General features: G+C 54.9%; 16 protein-coding genes. 8 read left to right on the top strand and 8 right to left on the bottom strand.

Translation table 11 applies throughout. The features are described from left to right. Nucleotides 1-23: 23 nt before the first annotated feature. Nucleotides 24-1,304: a glutamate-1-semialdehyde 2,1-aminomutase gene (hemL, locus tag ACE38U_RS19660; protein ID WP_375530390.1), complete on the bottom strand. Its 1,281-nt coding sequence runs from the start codon at nucleotides 1,302-1,304 to the stop codon at nucleotides 24-26. 177 nt (nucleotides 1,305-1,481) lie between these two features. Here hemL and clcA point away from each other — a divergent pair, with 177 nt between their 5' ends. Both clcA and erpA read left to right on the top strand, forming a co-directional pair. After that, the gene (gene clcA, locus ACE38U_RS19655; RefSeq protein WP_038475462.1) at nucleotides 1,482-2,903 is read left to right on the top strand and encodes a H(+)/Cl(-) exchange transporter ClcA; all 1,422 of its coding nucleotides are present in this window, start codon (nucleotides 1,482-1,484) and stop codon (nucleotides 2,901-2,903) included. Between the two features lie 80 nt (nucleotides 2,904-2,983). Then, complete coding sequence (erpA, locus tag ACE38U_RS19650; protein ID WP_038475460.1) at nucleotides 2,984-3,328, top strand: iron-sulfur cluster insertion protein ErpA; 345 nt, start codon at nucleotides 2,984-2,986, stop codon at nucleotides 3,326-3,328. A gap of 50 nt (nucleotides 3,329-3,378) precedes the next feature. Here erpA and ACE38U_RS19645 read toward each other — a convergent pair whose 3' ends face one another. From ACE38U_RS19645 to mtnN, 3 genes are read right to left on the bottom strand one after another with little or no spacing between them, the layout of a single operon-like run. After that, nucleotides 3,379-3,999, bottom strand: a complete 621-nt coding sequence (locus ACE38U_RS19645) for a TRIC cation channel family protein (RefSeq protein ID WP_038475458.1) — start codon at nucleotides 3,997-3,999, stop codon at nucleotides 3,379-3,381. Nucleotides 4,000-4,021: 22 nt separating this feature from the next. Continuing rightward, nucleotides 4,022-4,822, bottom strand: coding sequence for a vitamin B12 ABC transporter substrate-binding protein BtuF (btuF, locus tag ACE38U_RS19640; protein ID WP_038475456.1), 801 nt, complete (start codon nucleotides 4,820-4,822; stop codon nucleotides 4,022-4,024). After that, nucleotides 4,815-5,513: a 5'-methylthioadenosine/S-adenosylhomocysteine nucleosidase gene (mtnN, locus tag ACE38U_RS19635; RefSeq protein WP_038482940.1), complete on the bottom strand. Its 699-nt coding sequence runs from the start codon at nucleotides 5,511-5,513 to the stop codon at nucleotides 4,815-4,817. Before mtnN ends, btuF begins: the two co-directional genes overlap by 8 nt. Before the next feature lie 94 nt (nucleotides 5,514-5,607). Here mtnN and dgt point away from each other — a divergent pair, with 94 nt between their 5' ends. Together dgt and degP are read left to right on the top strand one after the other, a co-directional pair. Continuing rightward, a complete protein-coding gene (gene dgt / locus ACE38U_RS19630; protein ID WP_038475455.1) occupies nucleotides 5,608-7,122 on the top strand; it encodes a dGTPase in 1,515 nt (504 codons plus the stop codon). A gap of 143 nt (nucleotides 7,123-7,265) precedes the next feature. Then, a complete protein-coding gene (degP, locus tag ACE38U_RS19625; RefSeq protein ID WP_375530389.1) occupies nucleotides 7,266-8,705 on the top strand; it encodes a serine endoprotease DegP in 1,440 nt (479 codons plus the stop codon). A 57-nt stretch (nucleotides 8,706-8,762) separates the two neighbouring features. Here degP and ACE38U_RS19620 read toward each other — a convergent pair whose 3' ends face one another. From ACE38U_RS19620 to map, 4 genes are all read right to left on the bottom strand, one after another. After that, the gene (locus tag ACE38U_RS19620; RefSeq protein ID WP_008456913.1) at nucleotides 8,763-9,152 is read right to left on the bottom strand and encodes a DUF3461 family protein; all 390 of its coding nucleotides are present in this window, start codon (nucleotides 9,150-9,152) and stop codon (nucleotides 8,763-8,765) included. 110 nt (nucleotides 9,153-9,262) lie between these two features. Further along, a complete protein-coding gene (dapD, locus tag ACE38U_RS19615; protein WP_016534961.1) occupies nucleotides 9,263-10,087 on the bottom strand; it encodes a 2,3,4,5-tetrahydropyridine-2,6-dicarboxylate N-succinyltransferase in 825 nt (274 codons plus the stop codon). Between the two features lie 97 nt (nucleotides 10,088-10,184). Further along, on the bottom strand, nucleotides 10,185-12,857 hold the full coding sequence (gene glnD, locus ACE38U_RS19610) for a bifunctional uridylyltransferase/uridylyl-removing protein GlnD (protein ID WP_038475453.1): 2,673 nt from the start codon (nucleotides 12,855-12,857) through the stop codon (nucleotides 10,185-10,187). A 64-nt stretch (nucleotides 12,858-12,921) separates the two neighbouring features. Next, nucleotides 12,922-13,716 carry a type I methionyl aminopeptidase gene (map, locus tag ACE38U_RS19605; RefSeq protein WP_038475452.1) on the bottom strand — a complete coding sequence of 265 codons (795 nt, stop codon included), beginning with the start codon at nucleotides 13,714-13,716 and terminating at the stop codon, nucleotides 12,922-12,924. 314 nt (nucleotides 13,717-14,030) lie between these two features. On the opposite strand from map, the gene rpsB reads away from it, so the two are divergent. From rpsB to frr, 4 genes are all read left to right on the top strand, one after another. Then, complete coding sequence (rpsB, locus tag ACE38U_RS19600) at nucleotides 14,031-14,756, top strand: 30S ribosomal protein S2 (RefSeq protein ID WP_038475450.1); 726 nt, start codon at nucleotides 14,031-14,033, stop codon at nucleotides 14,754-14,756. Between the two features lie 135 nt (nucleotides 14,757-14,891). Then, a complete protein-coding gene (gene tsf / locus ACE38U_RS19595) occupies nucleotides 14,892-15,743 on the top strand; it encodes a translation elongation factor Ts (RefSeq protein WP_008456925.1) in 852 nt (283 codons plus the stop codon). A gap of 147 nt (nucleotides 15,744-15,890) precedes the next feature. Next, nucleotides 15,891-16,616 carry a UMP kinase gene (gene pyrH / locus ACE38U_RS19590; RefSeq protein WP_038475448.1) on the top strand — a complete coding sequence of 242 codons (726 nt, stop codon included), beginning with the start codon at nucleotides 15,891-15,893 and terminating at the stop codon, nucleotides 16,614-16,616. A gap of 138 nt (nucleotides 16,617-16,754) precedes the next feature. Continuing rightward, on the top strand, nucleotides 16,755-17,312 hold the full coding sequence (frr, locus tag ACE38U_RS19585) for a ribosome recycling factor (protein ID WP_038475447.1): 558 nt from the start codon (nucleotides 16,755-16,757) through the stop codon (nucleotides 17,310-17,312). Nucleotides 17,313-17,559: the final 247 nt, after the last annotated feature.

The following is a 17,559-nucleotide window of genomic DNA, read 5'->3' as shown; positions in this document are numbered from 1 at the left end:
AAGGGGCCGGGTGAGGGTAGATATTACAGTTTTGCAAACACGCGGCGCGCCGCGTCGATGGTTCTCTGAATATCTTCTTTGCTATGAGCCACTGACATAAAGCCCGCCTCAAACGCGGACGGTGCCAGGTAAACGCCTTCTTCCAGCATCAGGTGGAAGAAGCGCTTGAAGCGCTCCACGTCGCACGCCACCACGTCTTTATAGCCGGTCACTGTTTCTGCATCGGTGAAGAACAGGCCGAACATGCCGCCGACGTTATTCACTACCAGCGGGATGTTTTCTGCTTTCGCTGCATTCAGCAGGCCGTTAGCCAGCATTTCCGTCAGCTCGGTCAGGGTCTGATGGACGCCAGGCTGAGAGACTTCGGTCAGGCAGGCGAAGCCAGCCGCCATCGCAATAGGGTTACCGGAAAGCGTACCCGCCTGGTAAACCGGGCCGGTTGGCGCCAGCGCGTCCATGATTTCACGGCGGCCGCCGAAGGCACCTACCGGCATCCCGCCGCCGATGATTTTGCCGAGGCAGGTCAGGTCTGGCTCGACGTCATAGTAAGACTGAGCGCCAGCCAGCGCCACGCGGAAGCCGGTCATCACTTCATCGATAATCAGCAATGCGCCGAATTCGTCGCACAGCGCACGCAGGCCCGGCAGGAAGTCTGCGTGAGGCGGAATGCAGTTCATGTTGCCGGCAACCGGCTCAACGATGATACAGGCCACATCCTGCGGATATTGCTCAAAGGCTTCGCGGACGGAGGCCAGATCGTTGTAGGTGCAGGTCAGCGTGTGTTTCGCAAAGTCTGCCGGTACGCCCGGGGAGTTTGGCTGGCCGAGGGTCAGCGCGCCGGATCCGGCTTTCACCAGCAGGCAGTCCGCGTGGCCGTGATAGCAGCCTTCGAACTTGATGATTTTATCGCGGCCGGTGTAGCCGCGAGCCAGGCGGATGGCGCTCATGGTGGCTTCGGTACCGGAGTTCACCATACGAACCATATCCATGGTCGGAACCAGTTCGCAAACCAGCTCCGCCATTTTCACTTCCATTTCGGTTGGCGCCCCAAAGCTCAGACCGCGCTCAACGGCTTCGATGACCGCATTGCGGATCGCCGGATGGTTGTGGCCGAGCACCATTGGGCCCCACGAGCCGACGTAATCAATATAGGCTTTACCGTCCGCGTCATACAGGTAAGCCCCGTCCGCACGCTCGATAAACAGTGGCACACCGCCCACGCCGGTAAAGGCGCGTACCGGTGAGTTAACGCCGCCGGGAATGACCTGGCGGGCTGCGGCGTACAGGTTTTCAGACTTACTCATGAATCGGCTCCTGATTCGTGGAAATGGTGACAGCGGGCTATTCTATGTGAAACCTGCGCTGCGTTGAAATATTTGCCCAAATCAAACGTTACGGTTTATTAGGGAATTTAATAAGACGAAGGTGTGTTCTGTGGGTAAAATGCCCGCCTTATTTGTATGACTAAACGGTTTGAACCCATGAATTTAGCCCATGATTCTCTCGACCCGGCGCAAAGCGTAAGCCAGCGTCGCGGCGCTATTCTGCGTCGCCTGATTGGCCAGGATAAAATGCCGCTAATGATTCTATTGATGGCTGCCATCGTGGGAACCCTGGCGGGCCTGGTCGGCGTGGCGTTTGAGAAATCGGTCAACTGGGTGCTGCAGCACCGTATCGGTATGCTGGCGCAGGTTGCTGACAGCGCCTGGCTGGTGTGGCCGCTGGCGTTTATCAGCTCCGCGCTGCTGGCGATGGTGGGGTATTTTCTGGTGCGTCGCTTTGCGCCGGAGGCCGGTGGTTCGGGGATTCCTGAAATAGAAGGTGCACTGGAAGATTTGCGGCCGGTGCGCTGGTGGCGCGTGATCCCGGTGAAATTCATCGGCGGGATGGGCACGCTTGGCGCAGGAATGGTGCTGGGGCGGGAAGGGCCAACGGTACAGCTCGGCGGCAATATAGGGCGAATGGTCACCGACATTTTTCGCATGAAAGGCGCAGAAGCCCGGCACTCGCTGCTGGCGACCGGTGCCGCCGCAGGCTTGTCCGCCGCGTTTAATGCGCCTCTTGCCGGGATTCTGTTTATCATCGAAGAGATGCGTAGCCAGTTTCGCTACAACCTGATTTCGATAAAAGCGGTGTTTATCGGCGTGATTATGTCGAGCATCGTGTTCCGTATCTTTAATACCGAAACGACGGTGATTCAGGTCGGCAAACTGGCGGATGCGCCGGTCAACACGCTGTGGCTGTATCTGATCCTCGGCATGATCTTTGGCATTGTCGGCGTGGTATTTAACCGGCTGGTGATTGGCGCTCAGGATATGTTCCAGCGCATCCACGGCGGCAATATTAAGAAATGGGTGCTGATTGGCGGCCTCATCGGTGGACTTTGCGGCGTGCTGGGGCTTATTCAGCAGGCGGCGTCCGGCGGCGGGTTTAGCCTGATCCCAATTGCGGCGATGGGGAACTACACCATCGGCATGCTGCTGTTCCTGTTTGTGGCTCGCGTTATCACGACGCTGCTGTGTTTTTCCTCCGGCGCGCCGGGGGGGATTTTTGCCCCAATGCTGGCGCTGGGCACGCTGTTAGGCACGGCTTTCGGTACGGCCTGTGCGGCCTGGTTCCCGGCTTATCACCTTGATATGGGGACTTTTGCGATTGCCGGAATGGGGGCGCTGCTGGCGGCTTCACTGCGCGCGCCGTTGACCGCAATCGTGCTGGTGCTTGAGATGACGGATAATTACCAGCTCATTCTGCCAATGATAATCACCTGCCTTGGGGCCACACTGTTGGCACAATTCCTGGGCGGAAAACCTTTATACTCGGTTATTCTGGCAAGAACGCTGGCAAAACAAGAGGCTGAGAAGGCCAGAGCGAACGAGCTGGCTTCTGCCGGGCAGAATACTTGAACGATTTACCAGGGTATTAGATAATGCCGCTAAAGTGCGGGTTATTTTCTGCCCGACTTGTTCATTGTTGGGAGCAAAAAATGAGTGATGACGTAGCGCTGCCGCTGCAGTTTACCGAAGCAGCAGCCAATAAAGTGAAAAGTCTGATTGCAGACGAAGAGAACCCTGATCTGAAACTTCGCGTCTATATCACCGGTGGTGGTTGCAGCGGCTTCCAGTATGGCTTCACCTTTGACGACCAGATTAACGACGGCGACATGACCATCGAGAAACAGGGCGTTGCTCTGGTTGTGGATCCGATGAGCCTGCAATACCTGGTCGGCGGCGCGGTAGATTACAGCGAAGGCCTGGAAGGCTCCCGCTTCGTGGTGACCAACCCGAACGCAAAAAGCACCTGTGGGTGTGGTTCTTCCTTCAGCATCTGATGTTCAGCTGAAACAAGAAAGCCGCGTATCAAACGCGGCTTTTTTTATCGCTATTGTCGGTCATTTAGCGCAAAGGTCGGCAGTTTAAGGTGCCAGTAGATGGCCGCCAGGCGAATCACCAAAGTCACCACCATGCCAATCATACTGGCCTGATCCAGCGGGACGTCAAAGGTGTGGTAAGCCGTGGCGTGGACGATACCGCCGATAATGCAGGCGGTGGCGTAAATCTCAGTGCGCAAAATCATAGGGATTTCGCGCGCCAGCACGTCGCGGATGATCCCGCCGCCTACTCCGGTAATTACGCCCATGCAGATTGCAACCAGCGGGCTGGCATGCGCGAGAAAAGCCTTGTTGACGCCAATACCCACAAACACCGCCAGGCCGACGGCATCGAGCACGGGAAGAACCCACTTAGGCAAGCGGCGAGGCTGGCGTATCAGCACAATTGTCAGCATACAGGTCACCATAGCGACGACGAGGTCCGTGGGATCTTTCACCCAAAACACCGGGCCGTTAGCCAGCGCCATATCGCGGATCGTGCCCCCGCCTACCGCCGTGACCACGCCAAGCACCAGCACGCCAAAGGGATCCATCCGCAGCTTTCCGGCTAGCAAAACGCCGGAAATAGCAAACACGGCGGTACCGACGATATCCAGCCAATAGACCAGCATTTATGACCCTCAGAGCGTGACGTTAAGCTTTCGCCAGCTCTTCGCAGAGCTGTTTTGCGGCGAGGATAATACGCGGGCCGGAACGTGTAAACCAGTCATCATTGACGGCAATAACCGGAACTTTCAACTGATTACTCCAGAACTGCCGTACGGACGGAATATTGCTCGCATCGCCAGCAATAATAATAGCCTGTGGTTTGCGCATCAGCACCTGTTCACGGCTGACCTGTGGCCAGGGCACCCGGCTGTCGGCAAAGATATTTTGCCCGCCGCATAGCTCAACGACTTCGTTCTGAATCGACTCTTTGCTGGTGGTAAAAAGCGGCTGCTGGCTGAACTGCAGGAACACTTTTTTGCTTTGGGTATGGCCGTAGCGGGCTTTCAGCTCGGCAAACTGACGGGAAAGCTCAGCCGCGGCCTTCAGCGCTTTTTCAGGCGTTGGGCTAAGCGGTGCAAGCTGGCGCAGCGCGGCCTCAACGTCAGAGACACTTTTCGGATCCAGCCAGATGACCTTGATCCCCAGCGAAACAAGCTGGTTAACCTGCCTGTCGGGATTACCGCCGCGCCAGGCCAGTACCGCATCCGGCTTCAGGGCGACAATGCGCTCGAAATTGACGCCCTGCCAGTTGGCTAACTGTTCAATCTGCTTTGCCTGAGGTGGGTAATCAGAGTAAGCGCTCACCGCAATAGGGGTGATACCGGCCGCGAAGGCCAGTTCGGTATTAGCGGGTGAGAGGGAGATGACCCGAGGCGCCGCCAACAGCAGCGCCGGGAGGCAAAGGAGCAGGGCGGCGGCCCCGCGCCAAAGGATGAGCTTAGCCACGAGCCAGATGCTGAACCAGTTTCTCCACCATCAGGGTGGATTGTTTCGCCGCAACGGCCAGGAACTCTTCAAAGCTGAGGTGAGACTGCTGGTCGGCGACGTCGGAGATAGCGCGAACCACCACGAACGGCGTGTGGAAGTTATGGCAGACGTGGCCAATAGCCGTCGCTTCCATTTCTACCGCAACGGCCTGCGGGAAGTTGTGGCGAATTTTTGCCAGCGCAACGGAGCCGTTAATAAACGCGTCGCCGCTGACGATCAGGCCGCGAACCGCGTGCAGATCCAGCTCTTTAATGCAGGTTTCTGCCGCGTCGATAAGCTTTTTGTCGGCAACGAAAGCCGCCGGACAGCCCGCCATCTGGCCATACTCGTAACCGAAAGCGGTGACGTCAGCATCGTGATAGCGTACTTCGTCGGACACCACGATATCGCCTACTTTCAGCGTTGGCGCCAGGCCACCCGCTGAACCGGTGTTGATGATAACGTCCGGCTTGCAGTGTTCCAGCAGCAGCGTAGCACCCATGGCCGCAGAAACTTTGCCGATGCCGGACTTCAGCAGCGCCACTTCAACACCGTTCAGCGTCCCGGTATAAATTTCGCAACCGGCGATGCTCAGAGTGTGACGGTTTTCGATTTTGTCACGCAGCAGCGTAACTTCTTCTTCCATTGCACCAATAATGCCTGCTTTCATAGAGATACTCGCTAATGTGGTGGAACATGACTCGATTTTCGGGGCATAGTCTATCATGGCAAACAGTCTCCTTATCAACGGAACAGGAGTGGGCATGAGCGAAATAGACTTCCGCAAAAAAATTAACTGGCACCGACGCTTCCGCTCGCCCGAAGGCGTGAAGAGTGAACTTGAGATCCTGCGCATCTTCGAAAGCGATCGCGGCAGGATAATCAACTCTCCGGCCATCCGCCGCCTGCAGCAGAAAACTCAGGTCTTCCCGCTTGAACGCAATGCCGCCGTGCGCACCCGTCTTACCCATTCGCTAGAGGTTCAGCAGGTAGGGCGCTACATTGCCAAGGAGATCCTCAGCCGCCTGAAGGAGCAAAAGGCGCTGGAGAAATATGGCCTCGATGAGCTGACCGGCCCGTTTGAAAGCATAGTGGAAATGGCCTGCCTGATGCATGACATCGGTAATCCCCCGTTCGGCCATTTTGGCGAGTCGGCGATTAACGACTGGTTTCGCCAGCGCCTGCAGCCAAAAGACAGCGGCGGCCAGCCCCGTAGCGAAGACCGCTGCAAGGTGGACGTTTTACGGCTGCGCGAAGGCGAAGAGTCTTTAAACGCATTACGCAGTAAAGTGCGTCAGGATTTATGTCATTTCGAAGGGAACGCACAGGGTATTCGCCTGGTGCATAGCCTGCTGCGGATGAACCTGACCTGGGCGCAGGTCGGCTGCATCCTCAAGTACACCCGTCCAGCCTGGTTTGCCGACACGCCACCTGCCAGCCACGCTTATTTAATGAAAAAACCGGGCTTTTATCTGTCGGAAGAAGGGTATATCGCCCGCCTGCGCAAAGAGCTGGATCTTGGCGAATACAGCCGTTTTCCTCTCACCTGGATAATGGAAGCGGCGGACGATATTTCTTACTGCGTGGCCGATCTGGAAGATGCCGTCGAAAAACGTATTTTCAGCGTTGAGCAACTGTATCAGCATCTCTGCGAGTCATGGGGAGAGCAGGCGAAGGGCGATCTCTTTGAGCTGGTGGTGAAAGATGCCTGGGATAAATCCCGCACCAATCAAATGCGACGCAGCGCGGAAGATCAGTTCTTTATGTATCTGCGCGTCAATACGCTGAACAAGCTGGCCCCGTACGCCGCCCAGCGCTTTATCGACAATTTACCGGAGATTTACTCCGGCGAGTTCAATCATGCGCTGCTGGAGGACGACAGCCCGTTTGCCCGGCTGCTGGAGCTGTATAAACAGGTGGCCGTGCGCCAGGTGTTCAGCCACCCGGATATCGAACAGCTGGAACTGCAGGGTTACCGGGTTATCAGCGGCTTACTGGATATTTACAGTCCCTTACTCGAACTTTCAACCGAGGATTTCACGGAGCTGGTCAGCAAGGAAAGCCTGCGCCGTCTGCCTATCGCGTCACGCCTTTTCCATAAGCTTTCGACCAAACATAGGCTTGCCTATGTGGAAGCGGTGAACGCTTTACACCCGGCAAGCCTTGATTTTTCCGTGTGGGAATACTATTTCCGTGCAAGGCTTATCCAGGATTACATCAGTGGAATGACCGATTTATACGCCTGGGATGAGTATCGACGCCTGATGGCGGTGGAGTGAGGTTTTCGCGAGTTTTGTAAAGATGACCAATAATTTTTTACTTTTTCCATGCACTTAAGCGCTGAACTTAGCGCGTAAAGTTCACTCTGAATGGTGTACACCAACACAGCAATTTTGCGTTATTTGAAAGTTGAGATGATTCCATGAAAAAAACCACGTTAGCAATGAGTGCGCTGGCTCTTAGTCTGGGTTTGGCGCTGAGTCCGATGTCTGCCTCCGCCGCTGAGACGGCCTCTTCTGCATCTGCTGCGCAGCCGCTGCCAAGCCTTGCGCCGATGCTGGAGCAGGTGATGCCTTCAGTGGTGAGTATCAACGTTGAAGGGAGCACAACGGTAAATACTCCGCGTATGGGGCGTAATTTCCAGCAATTCTTCGGTGATAACTCACCGTTCTGCCAGGACGGTTCGCCGTTCCAGAGCTCGCCGTTCTGTCAGGGCGCTGGTCAGGGCGGAGCCGACGGCGGCAGCCAGCAGCAGAAATTTATGGCGCTGGGTTCTGGCGTCATTATTGACGCAGCGAAAGGCTATGTCGTCACCAATAACCACGTGGTGGATAACGCCAGCGTGATCAAGGTTCAGCTGAGCGATGGCCGTAAGTTTGACGCCAAAGTGGTGGGTAAAGACCCGCGCTCCGATATCGCGCTTATCCAGCTACAGGATCCGAAAAACCTGACGGCGATTAAAATTGCCGACTCCGACGCGCTGCGCGTAGGGGACTACACCGTGGCGATTGGGAACCCGTATGGCCTGGGTGAAACCGTGACCTCCGGTATCGTTTCGGCGCTGGGTCGTAGCGGCCTGAACGTTGAAAACTACGAAAACTTTATCCAGACCGATGCGGCGATTAACCGCGGTAACTCCGGTGGGGCGCTGGTTAACCTGAACGGCGAGCTTATCGGGATCAACACCGCAATTCTGGCGCCGGACGGCGGCAACATCGGTATCGGCTTCGCTATTCCGAGCAATATGGTGAAAAACCTGACCGCTCAGATGGTGCAGTACGGCCAGGTTCGCCGCGGCGAGCTGGGGATTCTGGGCACCGAGCTGAACTCTGAGCTGGCGAAAGCGATGAAAGTCGACGCTCAGCGCGGCGCGTTTGTCAGCCAGGTGATGCCGAACTCTTCCGCCGCAAAAGCGGGCATTAAGGCCGGGGATGTAATTACCTCCCTGAATAATAAGCCTATCAGTAGCTTCGCCGCGCTGCGTGCAGAAGTCGGTTCTATGCCAGTAGGCAGCAAAATCTCGCTGGGCCTGCTGCGCGACGGCAAGCCTGTGACGGTCAGCCTGGAGCTGCAGCAAAGCACCCAGAACCAGGTAGATGCTGCCACTATCTTTACCGGTATCGACGGGGCTGAAATGAGCAACCGCGGCGGTAAAGATCAGAAAGGCGTGCAGGTCACCAGCGTGAAGCCAAATACTCCGGCGGCGCGTATTGGCCTGAAAAAAGGTGACATTATCGTGGGCGTGAACCAGCAGGCGGTGAACAACATCGCCGAGCTGCGTAAAGTGATGGACAGCAAGCCGTCGGTGATGGCGCTGAACATCCAGCGTGGTGATTCGCAGATTTACCTGTTGATGCAGTAATCTCCGTGTAGAACTGAAAAGGGCCGCAAAAGCGGCCCTTTTTTATGGGTTACTGAACTACTTGTTACGGGTCAGTTTTTCCAGATCGGATTCAATTTCGCTGATCTTGTTGGTCACCACTGACTCGAGGTGGCGCAGATCGTCGAGGATCTTACGCTTCAGATCGACCTCGGTGCGGTCGCGCTGGCAAAGCTGATCGAGCTCATCGATGACATAGCGCAGGTTGGGGCTGATCTCCTGCACTTCTTTGTAGCCCTGGCCTACACCATCGGCCACCACGGTTTTGCGCTGGCGTGGGTATTTAAACTTCACGCTTTTGGCAAAAAACTCGCCCTTATCCTTCTGGAAATAGACTTTCAGGATATCGTTGTTGGCTTCCTGCCGGAGGCTGTAACGATCGATTTCATCAGGATTGGTAATACCCAGACTTTTTAAATTATCGTACATAAGCGGTACCCTTAAATATCAATAACCATTAGAGAGTTAACGGAAAATTCCTTTTCCGCTAGTGCCAGATGCAAAAAAGGCGGGATAACCCGCCTTTTGCTGCAAAAAACTTAGTCGATGGTGCGCAGCAGTTCGTTGATGCCCACTTTACCGCGGGTTTTGGCGTCCACTTTCTTCACGATGACCGCGCAGTACAGGCTGTAGGAACCGTCTTTAGAAGGCAGGTTGCCGGAAACGACAACGGAGCCCGCCGGAACGCGGCCGTAGTGCACTTCACCGGTTTCGCGATCGTAGATACGGGTGCTCTGGCCGATATAAACGCCCATGGAGATAACGGAACCTTCTTCGACGATCACGCCTTCGACGACTTCGGAACGTGCGCCGATGAAGCAGTTGTCTTCGATGATGGTTGGGTTAGCCTGCAGCGGCTCAAGTACGCCACCGATGCCGACGCCGCCGGACAGGTGAACGTTTTTACCAATCTGCGCGCAGGAGCCAACGGTCGCCCAGGTATCAACCATGGTGCCTTCATCGACGTAGGCGCCGATGTTGACGTAGGAAGGCATCAGCACGGTGTTACGTGCGATGAAAGCACCCTGGCGGACCGCCGCAGGTGGCACAACGCGGAAGCCTTCTTTCTGGAAACGAGCTTCGTCGTAGTCGGCGAATTTCATCGGGACTTTATCGAAATAGCGGCTTTCAGCGCCTTCGATGACTTTATTGTCGTTAATGCGGAAAGAAAGCAGAACCGCTTTCTTCAGCCACTGGTGGGTTACCCACTGGCCGTCAATTTTTTCAGCAACGCGCAGCGCACCGCTGTCGAGCAGGGCAATCACCTGATTCACCGCTTCGCGGGTCACGGTATCAACATTTGCCGGGGTGATCTCGGCGCGACGCTCGAAAGCGGACTCGATTACATTTTGTAGCTGCTGCATGATGAACATTTCCTGATTGTGACTTACCTTTCAACTTTTGGGCGACAGGGAACTTGACTGTCGCCCGAGGGCCAAAAAGGTAAAAAATAAAAGACCGTTATTTATCGTTTGGATTAAGGGCCGCTGTCAACCGTTGCTGCACTTCCTGCTGGAGCACATTATTAAGCGCACGCCGGTCTGCGGTCGCGATTATAAATAAATCTTCTACTCGCTCACCAATTGTCGTAATTCTCGCCCCATAGAGCGAAATCCCGAGGTCGGCAAACACTTCACCCACCCTCGCCAGCAGGCCAGGCTGATCGAGCGCAATCAGCTCAAGGAACGTACGCCGGTCGGTGTGGGTTGGCAGGAAATTGACTTCGGTATCGACGGTAAAGTGGCGCAGTTTTGCCGACTGGCGACGAGGCTGCGGCGGCTGCCAGGTCGTCTGGGTGATCGCTTGCTCAAGGCTGTGACGAATAATATTGTGTCGATCAATCGACAGCGGGCTGCCGTCGGGTTCGAGCACGATAAAGGTGTCCATCGCCATGCCGTCACGGGTCGTGAAGATCTGCGCGTCGTGCACGCTGAGGTTACGCCGGTCGAGTTCGGCGCAGACGGCGGCAAACAGATAAGGCCTGTCCGGGCTCCAGATAAAGATCTCCGTGCCGCCGCGCGTTGCCTGTGGGCTAAGCAGGATCATCGGCTGACTGAGATCGTGCTTCAACAAATGACGTGCATGCCAGGCTATTTGGTTTGGCGTATGGCGAACAAAATAATTGGCCCGGCAGCGCGCCCAGATATGGTGCAGGGCTTCCTCGTTGATATTATCCATCCGCAGCAGCGCAAGCGCCTGAAGCTGGTGGTGGCGGACGCGTTCGCGCATGTCCGGGCTGTTCTGCATCCCGCGGCGCAGCTGCTTTTCGGTAGCGAAGTACAGCTCACGCAGCAGGCTTTGCTTCCAGCTGTTCCACAGCGTTTCGTTGGTTGCGCAGATATCTGCGACCGTCAGGCAGACCAGGTAGCGCAGCCGGTTTTCGGTCTGAACTTCTTCGGCAAACTGCTTGATGACTTCCGGATCCTGAATATCACGACGCTGGGCGGTGACGGACATCAGCAGGTGCTGACGAACCAGCCAGGCAACCAGTTGGGTTTCCCGCGAGTTCAGCCCGTGAAGTTCGGCAAACTTAAGAACGTCCTGCGCTCCCAGCACGGAATGATCGCCGCCTCGCCCTTTGGCGATGTCGTGGAACAGCGCGGCGATTAAGATCAGCTCCGGGTGCGACAGGCGAGGCCACAGATCGACGCACAGCGGGTGCTTCGAGCGTGTTTCTTCTTTGGCGAAGCTTTCCAGCTTTTGCAGGACGCGAATGGTGTGTTCGTCCACCGTGTAGGCGTGGAACAGGTCGAACTGCATCTGGCCGACGATGTGCGACCACTGCGGCATATAGGCCCACAGCACGCTATGGCGATGCATTGGCAGCAGCGCACGGCTTACCGCGCCAGGATGACGCAGCATCACGAGGAACAGCTCGCGGGCTTCCGGAATATAGCAAAGCGGCTGGGTCAGGTGACGGCGGGCGTGGCGCAGATGGCGCAGGGTGGTTGAGTAAATGCCGGTGATGTCGCGATTTCGTACCATCATGTAGAACATGCGCAGAATAGCCTGCGGTTCGCGCATGAACAGAGTTTCGTCCCGCAAATCGATGAGCGTGCCACGCAGCTGGAAATCATCGTCCAGCGGACGTGGTTTTTCGCTGGCATCAAGCGCCAGAATAGCTTCGTCGAACAGCTGCAGAAGCATCTGGTTCAGCTCGCCCACGCGGCGGGTAACGCGGTAGAAATCCTTCATCATGTGTTCGACCGGCTCGTTGCCCTCGCCGCTGTAGTGCAGGCGCTGGGCCACGCTAAGCTGGCGGTCAAACAGCAGGCGGTTATCGTAGCGATTAACCTCGAGGTGCAGAGCAAAGCGAATGCGCCACAGTAAATGCTGGCATTCATCAAGCTCTTTGCGCTCCGCTTCGGTCAGGAAGCCAAAATCGACCATTTCCCCCATTGAGGTCGCACCGAAGTGGCGGCGGGCCACCCACTGCAGCGTGTGAATATCACGCAGGCCGCCGGGGCTGCTTTTAATATCGGGTTCAAGATTGTAGCTGGTGCCGTGGTAGCGCTGGTGACGCTCGTTTTGCTCTTCAACCTTGGCGGCAAAAAACTTCGCCGACGGCCAGAAGCCTTCACTGAATATATGTTTCTGGAGTTCAAGGAACAGGGCCACGTCGCCAATTAACAGGCGAGACTCGATAAGGTTGGTGGCCACCGTCAGGTCTGATAAGCCTTCCAGCAGGCACTCTTCCAGAGTGCGTACGCTGTGGCCGACTTCCAGCTTCACGTCCCAAAGCAGGGTCAGCAGCTCGCCGATTTTTTGCGCCTGGGCATCGGTCAGCCGCTTGCGGCTCAGGATCAGCAGGTCGATATCCGACAGCGGGTGTAGCTCGGCGCGACCATAGCCGCCCACGGCAACCAGCGCGGCTTCCGGAACATCGGCAAAGCCATAAGCTATCCACAGCCGCTGCAGCAGCTGATCGATAAATTCGGTGCGGGCTTCAATCAGCCGTTCAGCGGAAATGCCGCTATCAAAGGCCGTACCCAGCCATTTCTGGAAAGTATCTAAGTGCGACTTGATGTCCGCGCAGTTAAGTTCGGCTTCCTGCCAACTGTTTGGATAGTCCGGCTGGCCGGAAATCTCGGGTTCGGTGGTGTTGGCAAACTGCTCTGGTAAAGCTGGACTCATTGTGCGCTACCCATAAAAAAAGCCGGCTCAGGGCCGGCTTAGATTGCTGACTGACGTCAGGGCATCATTCGTTATGCGAAATCACTGCAGGGATGGTGTCATCTTTACGCAGGGTCATAATCTCGCAGCCGTTCTCCGTCACCACAATAGTATGCTCGTATTGAGCAGACAAGCTGCGATCTTTGGTTTTCACCGTCCAGCCGTCTTTCATGGTGCGAATGCGGTAATCACCGGCGTTGACCATAGGTTCGATGGTGAAGGTCATGCCCGGCTGAAGTACCACGCCGCCGTCGTCTGCGTCGTAGTGAAGAACCTGTGGTTCTTCATGGAACACGCGGCCAATGCCGTGACCACAGTACTCGCGCACAACGGAGAAACCTTCGGCCTCAACGAACTTCTGGATAGCCGCGCCAAGGGTGCGCAGACGGATGCCCGGTTTCACCATGCGCAGCGCCAGATAGAGACTTTCCTGGGTGATGCGGCACAGGCGTTCGCCAAGAATCGTTGGATTACCTACGATGAACATTTTGGAGGTATCGCCGTGGTATTCGTCTTTGATAACGGTGACGTCGATGTTAACGATATCGCCGTCTTTCAGCGCTTTTTCATCGTCTGGAATGCCGTGGCAAACCACTTCATTGATAGAAATACAGACCGATTTTGGGAAGCCGTGGTAGCCCAGACAGGCGGAAATGGCCTGCTGTTCATTCACGATGTAGTCATTACAGATGCGATCCAGCTCGCCGGTGGTAATACCCGGTTTTACGTGGGGTTCGATCATTTCCAGCACTTCGGCAGCCAGGCGGCCAGCGATGCGCATTTTTTCGATTTCTTCAGGTGTCTTAATTGAGATAGCCATATCAGATCCGCAGATGTCGATAACGTCGACATGAAATGAGCAGGGAAGTTGCTGTAATGGTATCAGGGGGGGCGTCTCCCTGCAAAATTGAGAATCATCAAACGGGCATCACGGCAACAACTATTGGAGTCTGAGCGCCATTTATGGTATAAAGCGCGCCGGACTTGTATTCCGATTTTTCGGGTACAGCCAAATACGCTCACTTTGTGTAAATAACACACACGTATCGACACATGTTCCGGGGTGCCCTTTGGGGTCGGCAATATGGGATACGTGGAGGCATAACCCCATACTTTATATAGAGGTTTTAAAACATGGCTACTGTTTCCATGCGCGACATGCTCAAGGCTGGTGTTCACTTTGGTCACCAGACCCGTTACTGGAACCCGAAAATGAAGCCTTTCATCTTCGGCGCACGTAACAAAGTTCACATCATCAACCTTGAGAAAACTGTACCAATGTTCAACGAAGCTCTGGCTGAACTGAACAAGATTTCTTCTCGCAAAGGCAAAATCCTTTTCGTTGGTACTAAACGCGCTGCAAGCGAAGCGGTGAAAGACGCTGCTAACAGCTGCGATCAGTTCTTCGTGAACCATCGCTGGTTGGGCGGCATGCTGACTAACTGGAAAACCGTTCGTCAGTCCATCAAACGTCTGAAAGACCTGGAAATTCAGGCTCAAGACGGTACTTTCGACAAGCTGACTAAGAAAGAAGCGCTGATGCGCACTCGTGAGCTGGACAAGCTGGAAAACAGCCTGGGCGGTATCAAAGACATGGGCGGCCTGCCGGACGCACTGTTTGTTATCGATGCCGATCACGAGCACATCGCTATCAAAGAAGCAAACAACCTGGGTATCCCAGTATTTGCTATCGTTGATACCAACTCTGATCCGGACGGTGTTGATTTCGTTATCCCTGGTAACGACGATGCTATCCGTGCTGTTAGCCTGTACCTGGGCGCTGTAGCTGCAACCGTTCGTGAAGGCCGTTCTCAGGATCTGGCTTCTCAGGCGGAAGAAAGCTTCGTAGAAGCAGAATAATAAGGCACGCTCGCCAGAGCCCTTATTTAACCAGGTAGTATCTCGTTTGGTTAGGGGCCTTTTTATGGCCCCTTTTTCACTTTTAAGCCCGTCTGGCCACCGTGTCGGGCAGGCCACATCTCCGAGGATTTTAGAATGGCTGAAATTACCGCATCCCTGGTAAAAGAGCTGCGTGAGCGTACTGGCGCTGGCATGATGGATTGTAAAAAAGCGCTGACCGAAGCCAACGGCGACATCGAGCTGGCAATCGAGAACATGCGTAAATCCGGTGCGATCAAAGCAGCTAAAAAAGCAGGCAACGTTGCTGCTGACGGCGTGATCATCACTAAGATCGACGGCAACTACGGCGTGATTCTGGAAGTTAACTGCCAGACCGACTTCGTTGCTAAAGACGGCGGTTTCCAGGCGTTTGCTAATAAAGTTCTGGATGCAGCAGTTGCTGGCAAAATCACCGACGTTGAAGTTCTGAAAGCGCAGTTCGAAGAAGAGCGCGTTGCACTGGTTGCTAAAATCGGTGAGAACATCAACATCCGTCGCGTTTCTTCCCTGGAAGGCGAAGTTCTGGGTTCTTACCAGCACGGCGCACGTATCGGTGTTCTGGTTGCGGCTAAAGGCGCTGATGAAGAGCTGGTTAAACAGCTGGCAATGCACATCGCTGCAAGCAAGCCTGAGTTCGTTAAACCTGAAGACGTTTCTGCAGAAGTTGTAGAGAAAGAATACCAGGTTCAGCTGGACATCGCGATGCAGTCCGGTAAACCAAAAGAAATCGCAGAGAAAATGGTTGAAGGCCGCATGAAGAAATTCACCGGCGAAGTTTCTCTGACTGGTCAGCCGTTCGTGATGGACCCAAGCAAAACTGTTGCTCAGCTGCTGAAAGAGCACAACGCTGACGTGACTAACTTCATCCGCTTCGAAGTGGGTGAAGGCATCGAGAAAGTTGAGACTGACTTTGCAGCAGAAGTTGCTGCTATGTCCAAGCAGTCTTAATGGCTTAAAAGGAACCGCCAACCGGCGGTTCCTTTTTATCCAGCTTTACAGTTTCAGAGCGCTCCGTTAGGCGAGCGGGCTGAAATGCGACAGAATGTCGCCAGAATTAACCATCCCCCATTCGTTGACTGTTCTCAGGAAAGAAACATGGCTACCAATGCAAAACCCGTCTACAAACGTATTCTGCTCAAACTGAGCGGCGAAGCTCTGCAAGGCACAGAAGGCTTTGGTATTGACGCGAGTATTCTGGACCGTATGGCTCAGGAAATTAAAGAGCTGGTGGAACTTGGCATTCAGGTCGGGGTGGTAATCGGCGGTGGCAACTTATTCCGTGGTGCAGGTCTGGCAAAAGCCGGCATGAACCGCGTCGTGGGCGACCACATGGGCATGCTGGCTACCGTCATGAACGGCCTGGCGATGCGTGATGCGCTCCACCGCGCCTATGTGAACGCCCGCCTGATGTCCGCTATTCCATTGAATGGCGTTTGCGACAACTACAGCTGGGCAGAAGCGATTAGCCTGCTGCGCGCGAACCGCGTGGTTATTCTTGCTGCCGGTACCGGTAACCCGTTCTTTACCACTGACTCTGCCGCCTGCCTGCGCGGGATTGAAATTGAAGCAGACGTGGTGCTGAAAGCCACCAAGGTGGATGGCGTGTTTACCGCCGATCCGGTGAAAGATCCTGCTGCGACGCTGTACGAGCAGCTGACCTACACTGAAGTTCTTGATAAAGAACTTAAAGTTATGGATCTAGCCGCGTTTACCCTTGCTCGCGACCACAAATTGCCGATCCGCGTGTTCAACATGAATAAGCCGGGTGCGCTGCGTCGCGTGGTAATGGGTGAGAAAGAAGGCACTTTAATTACTGAATAATTTCAGTTGCCCTGTAATCAGGGTAAGATTTGGCTTTATCTACAGCCAGGAATAAACGGGACTATACTTAGCCTGCAGCGTCACTGCTGCCGTGAATAAGCGTGGTCCGCCTTAAACCAGTTTTCAAGGATTCGTAACGTGATTAGCGATATCAGAAAAGATGCTGAAGTGCGTATGGATAAATGCGTCGAAGCGTTTAAAAACCAAATCAGCAAAATCCGTACCGGCCGTGCTTCTCCAAGCCTGCTGGACGGTATCGTAGTGGAATACTACGGTACGCCAACTCCGCTGCGTCAGCTGGCCAGCGTTACCGTTGAGGATACCCGCACCCTGAAGATCAACGTCTTCGATCGTTCTTTGGGCCCGGCGGTTGAAAAAGCGATCATGGCTTCTGACCTCGGTCTGAACCCAAGCTCTGCGGGTACCGATATCCGTGTTCCACTGCCTCCGCTGACTGAAGAACGTCGTAAAGATCTGATTAAAATCGTACGTGGCGAAGCCGAAGGCGCACGCGTTGCGGTACGTAACGTTCGTCGTGACGCTAACGACAAAGTTAAAGCCCTGCTGAAAGACAAAGAGATCAGCGAAGATGACGATCGTCGTTCTCAGGATGACGTGCAGAAACTGACTGATGCAGCCATTAAGAAAGTGGATGCGGCTCTGTCTGAAAAAGAAACCGAGCTGATGCAGTTCTAAACCACATTTTTTTTGTGTATATACTCTAGATAATTCGAGTTGCAGGAAGGCGGCAAAGACGGACATCTTCAGGAGCATAGCTAACTATGTGACTGAAGTGGACGTATGCAGGTAACGCACCTGCAGCTTGAAGTATGACGAGTATAACGCCGTTCAGTAAGCCCTCGCGCATCGCGAAGCGTTTACGGGCGGCGTTTTGCTTTATAAAACGTCAGGCAAAGGCATAGACAACGGGCGCCTTGCGCCG

Origin of the sequence: Cedecea selenatireducens (assembly GCF_042138895.1) — a bacterium.
Taxonomy (GTDB): domain Bacteria; phylum Pseudomonadota; class Gammaproteobacteria; order Enterobacterales; family Enterobacteriaceae; genus Cedecea; species Cedecea selenatireducens.
This window is presented reverse-complemented; position numbering and strand designations above follow the sequence as displayed.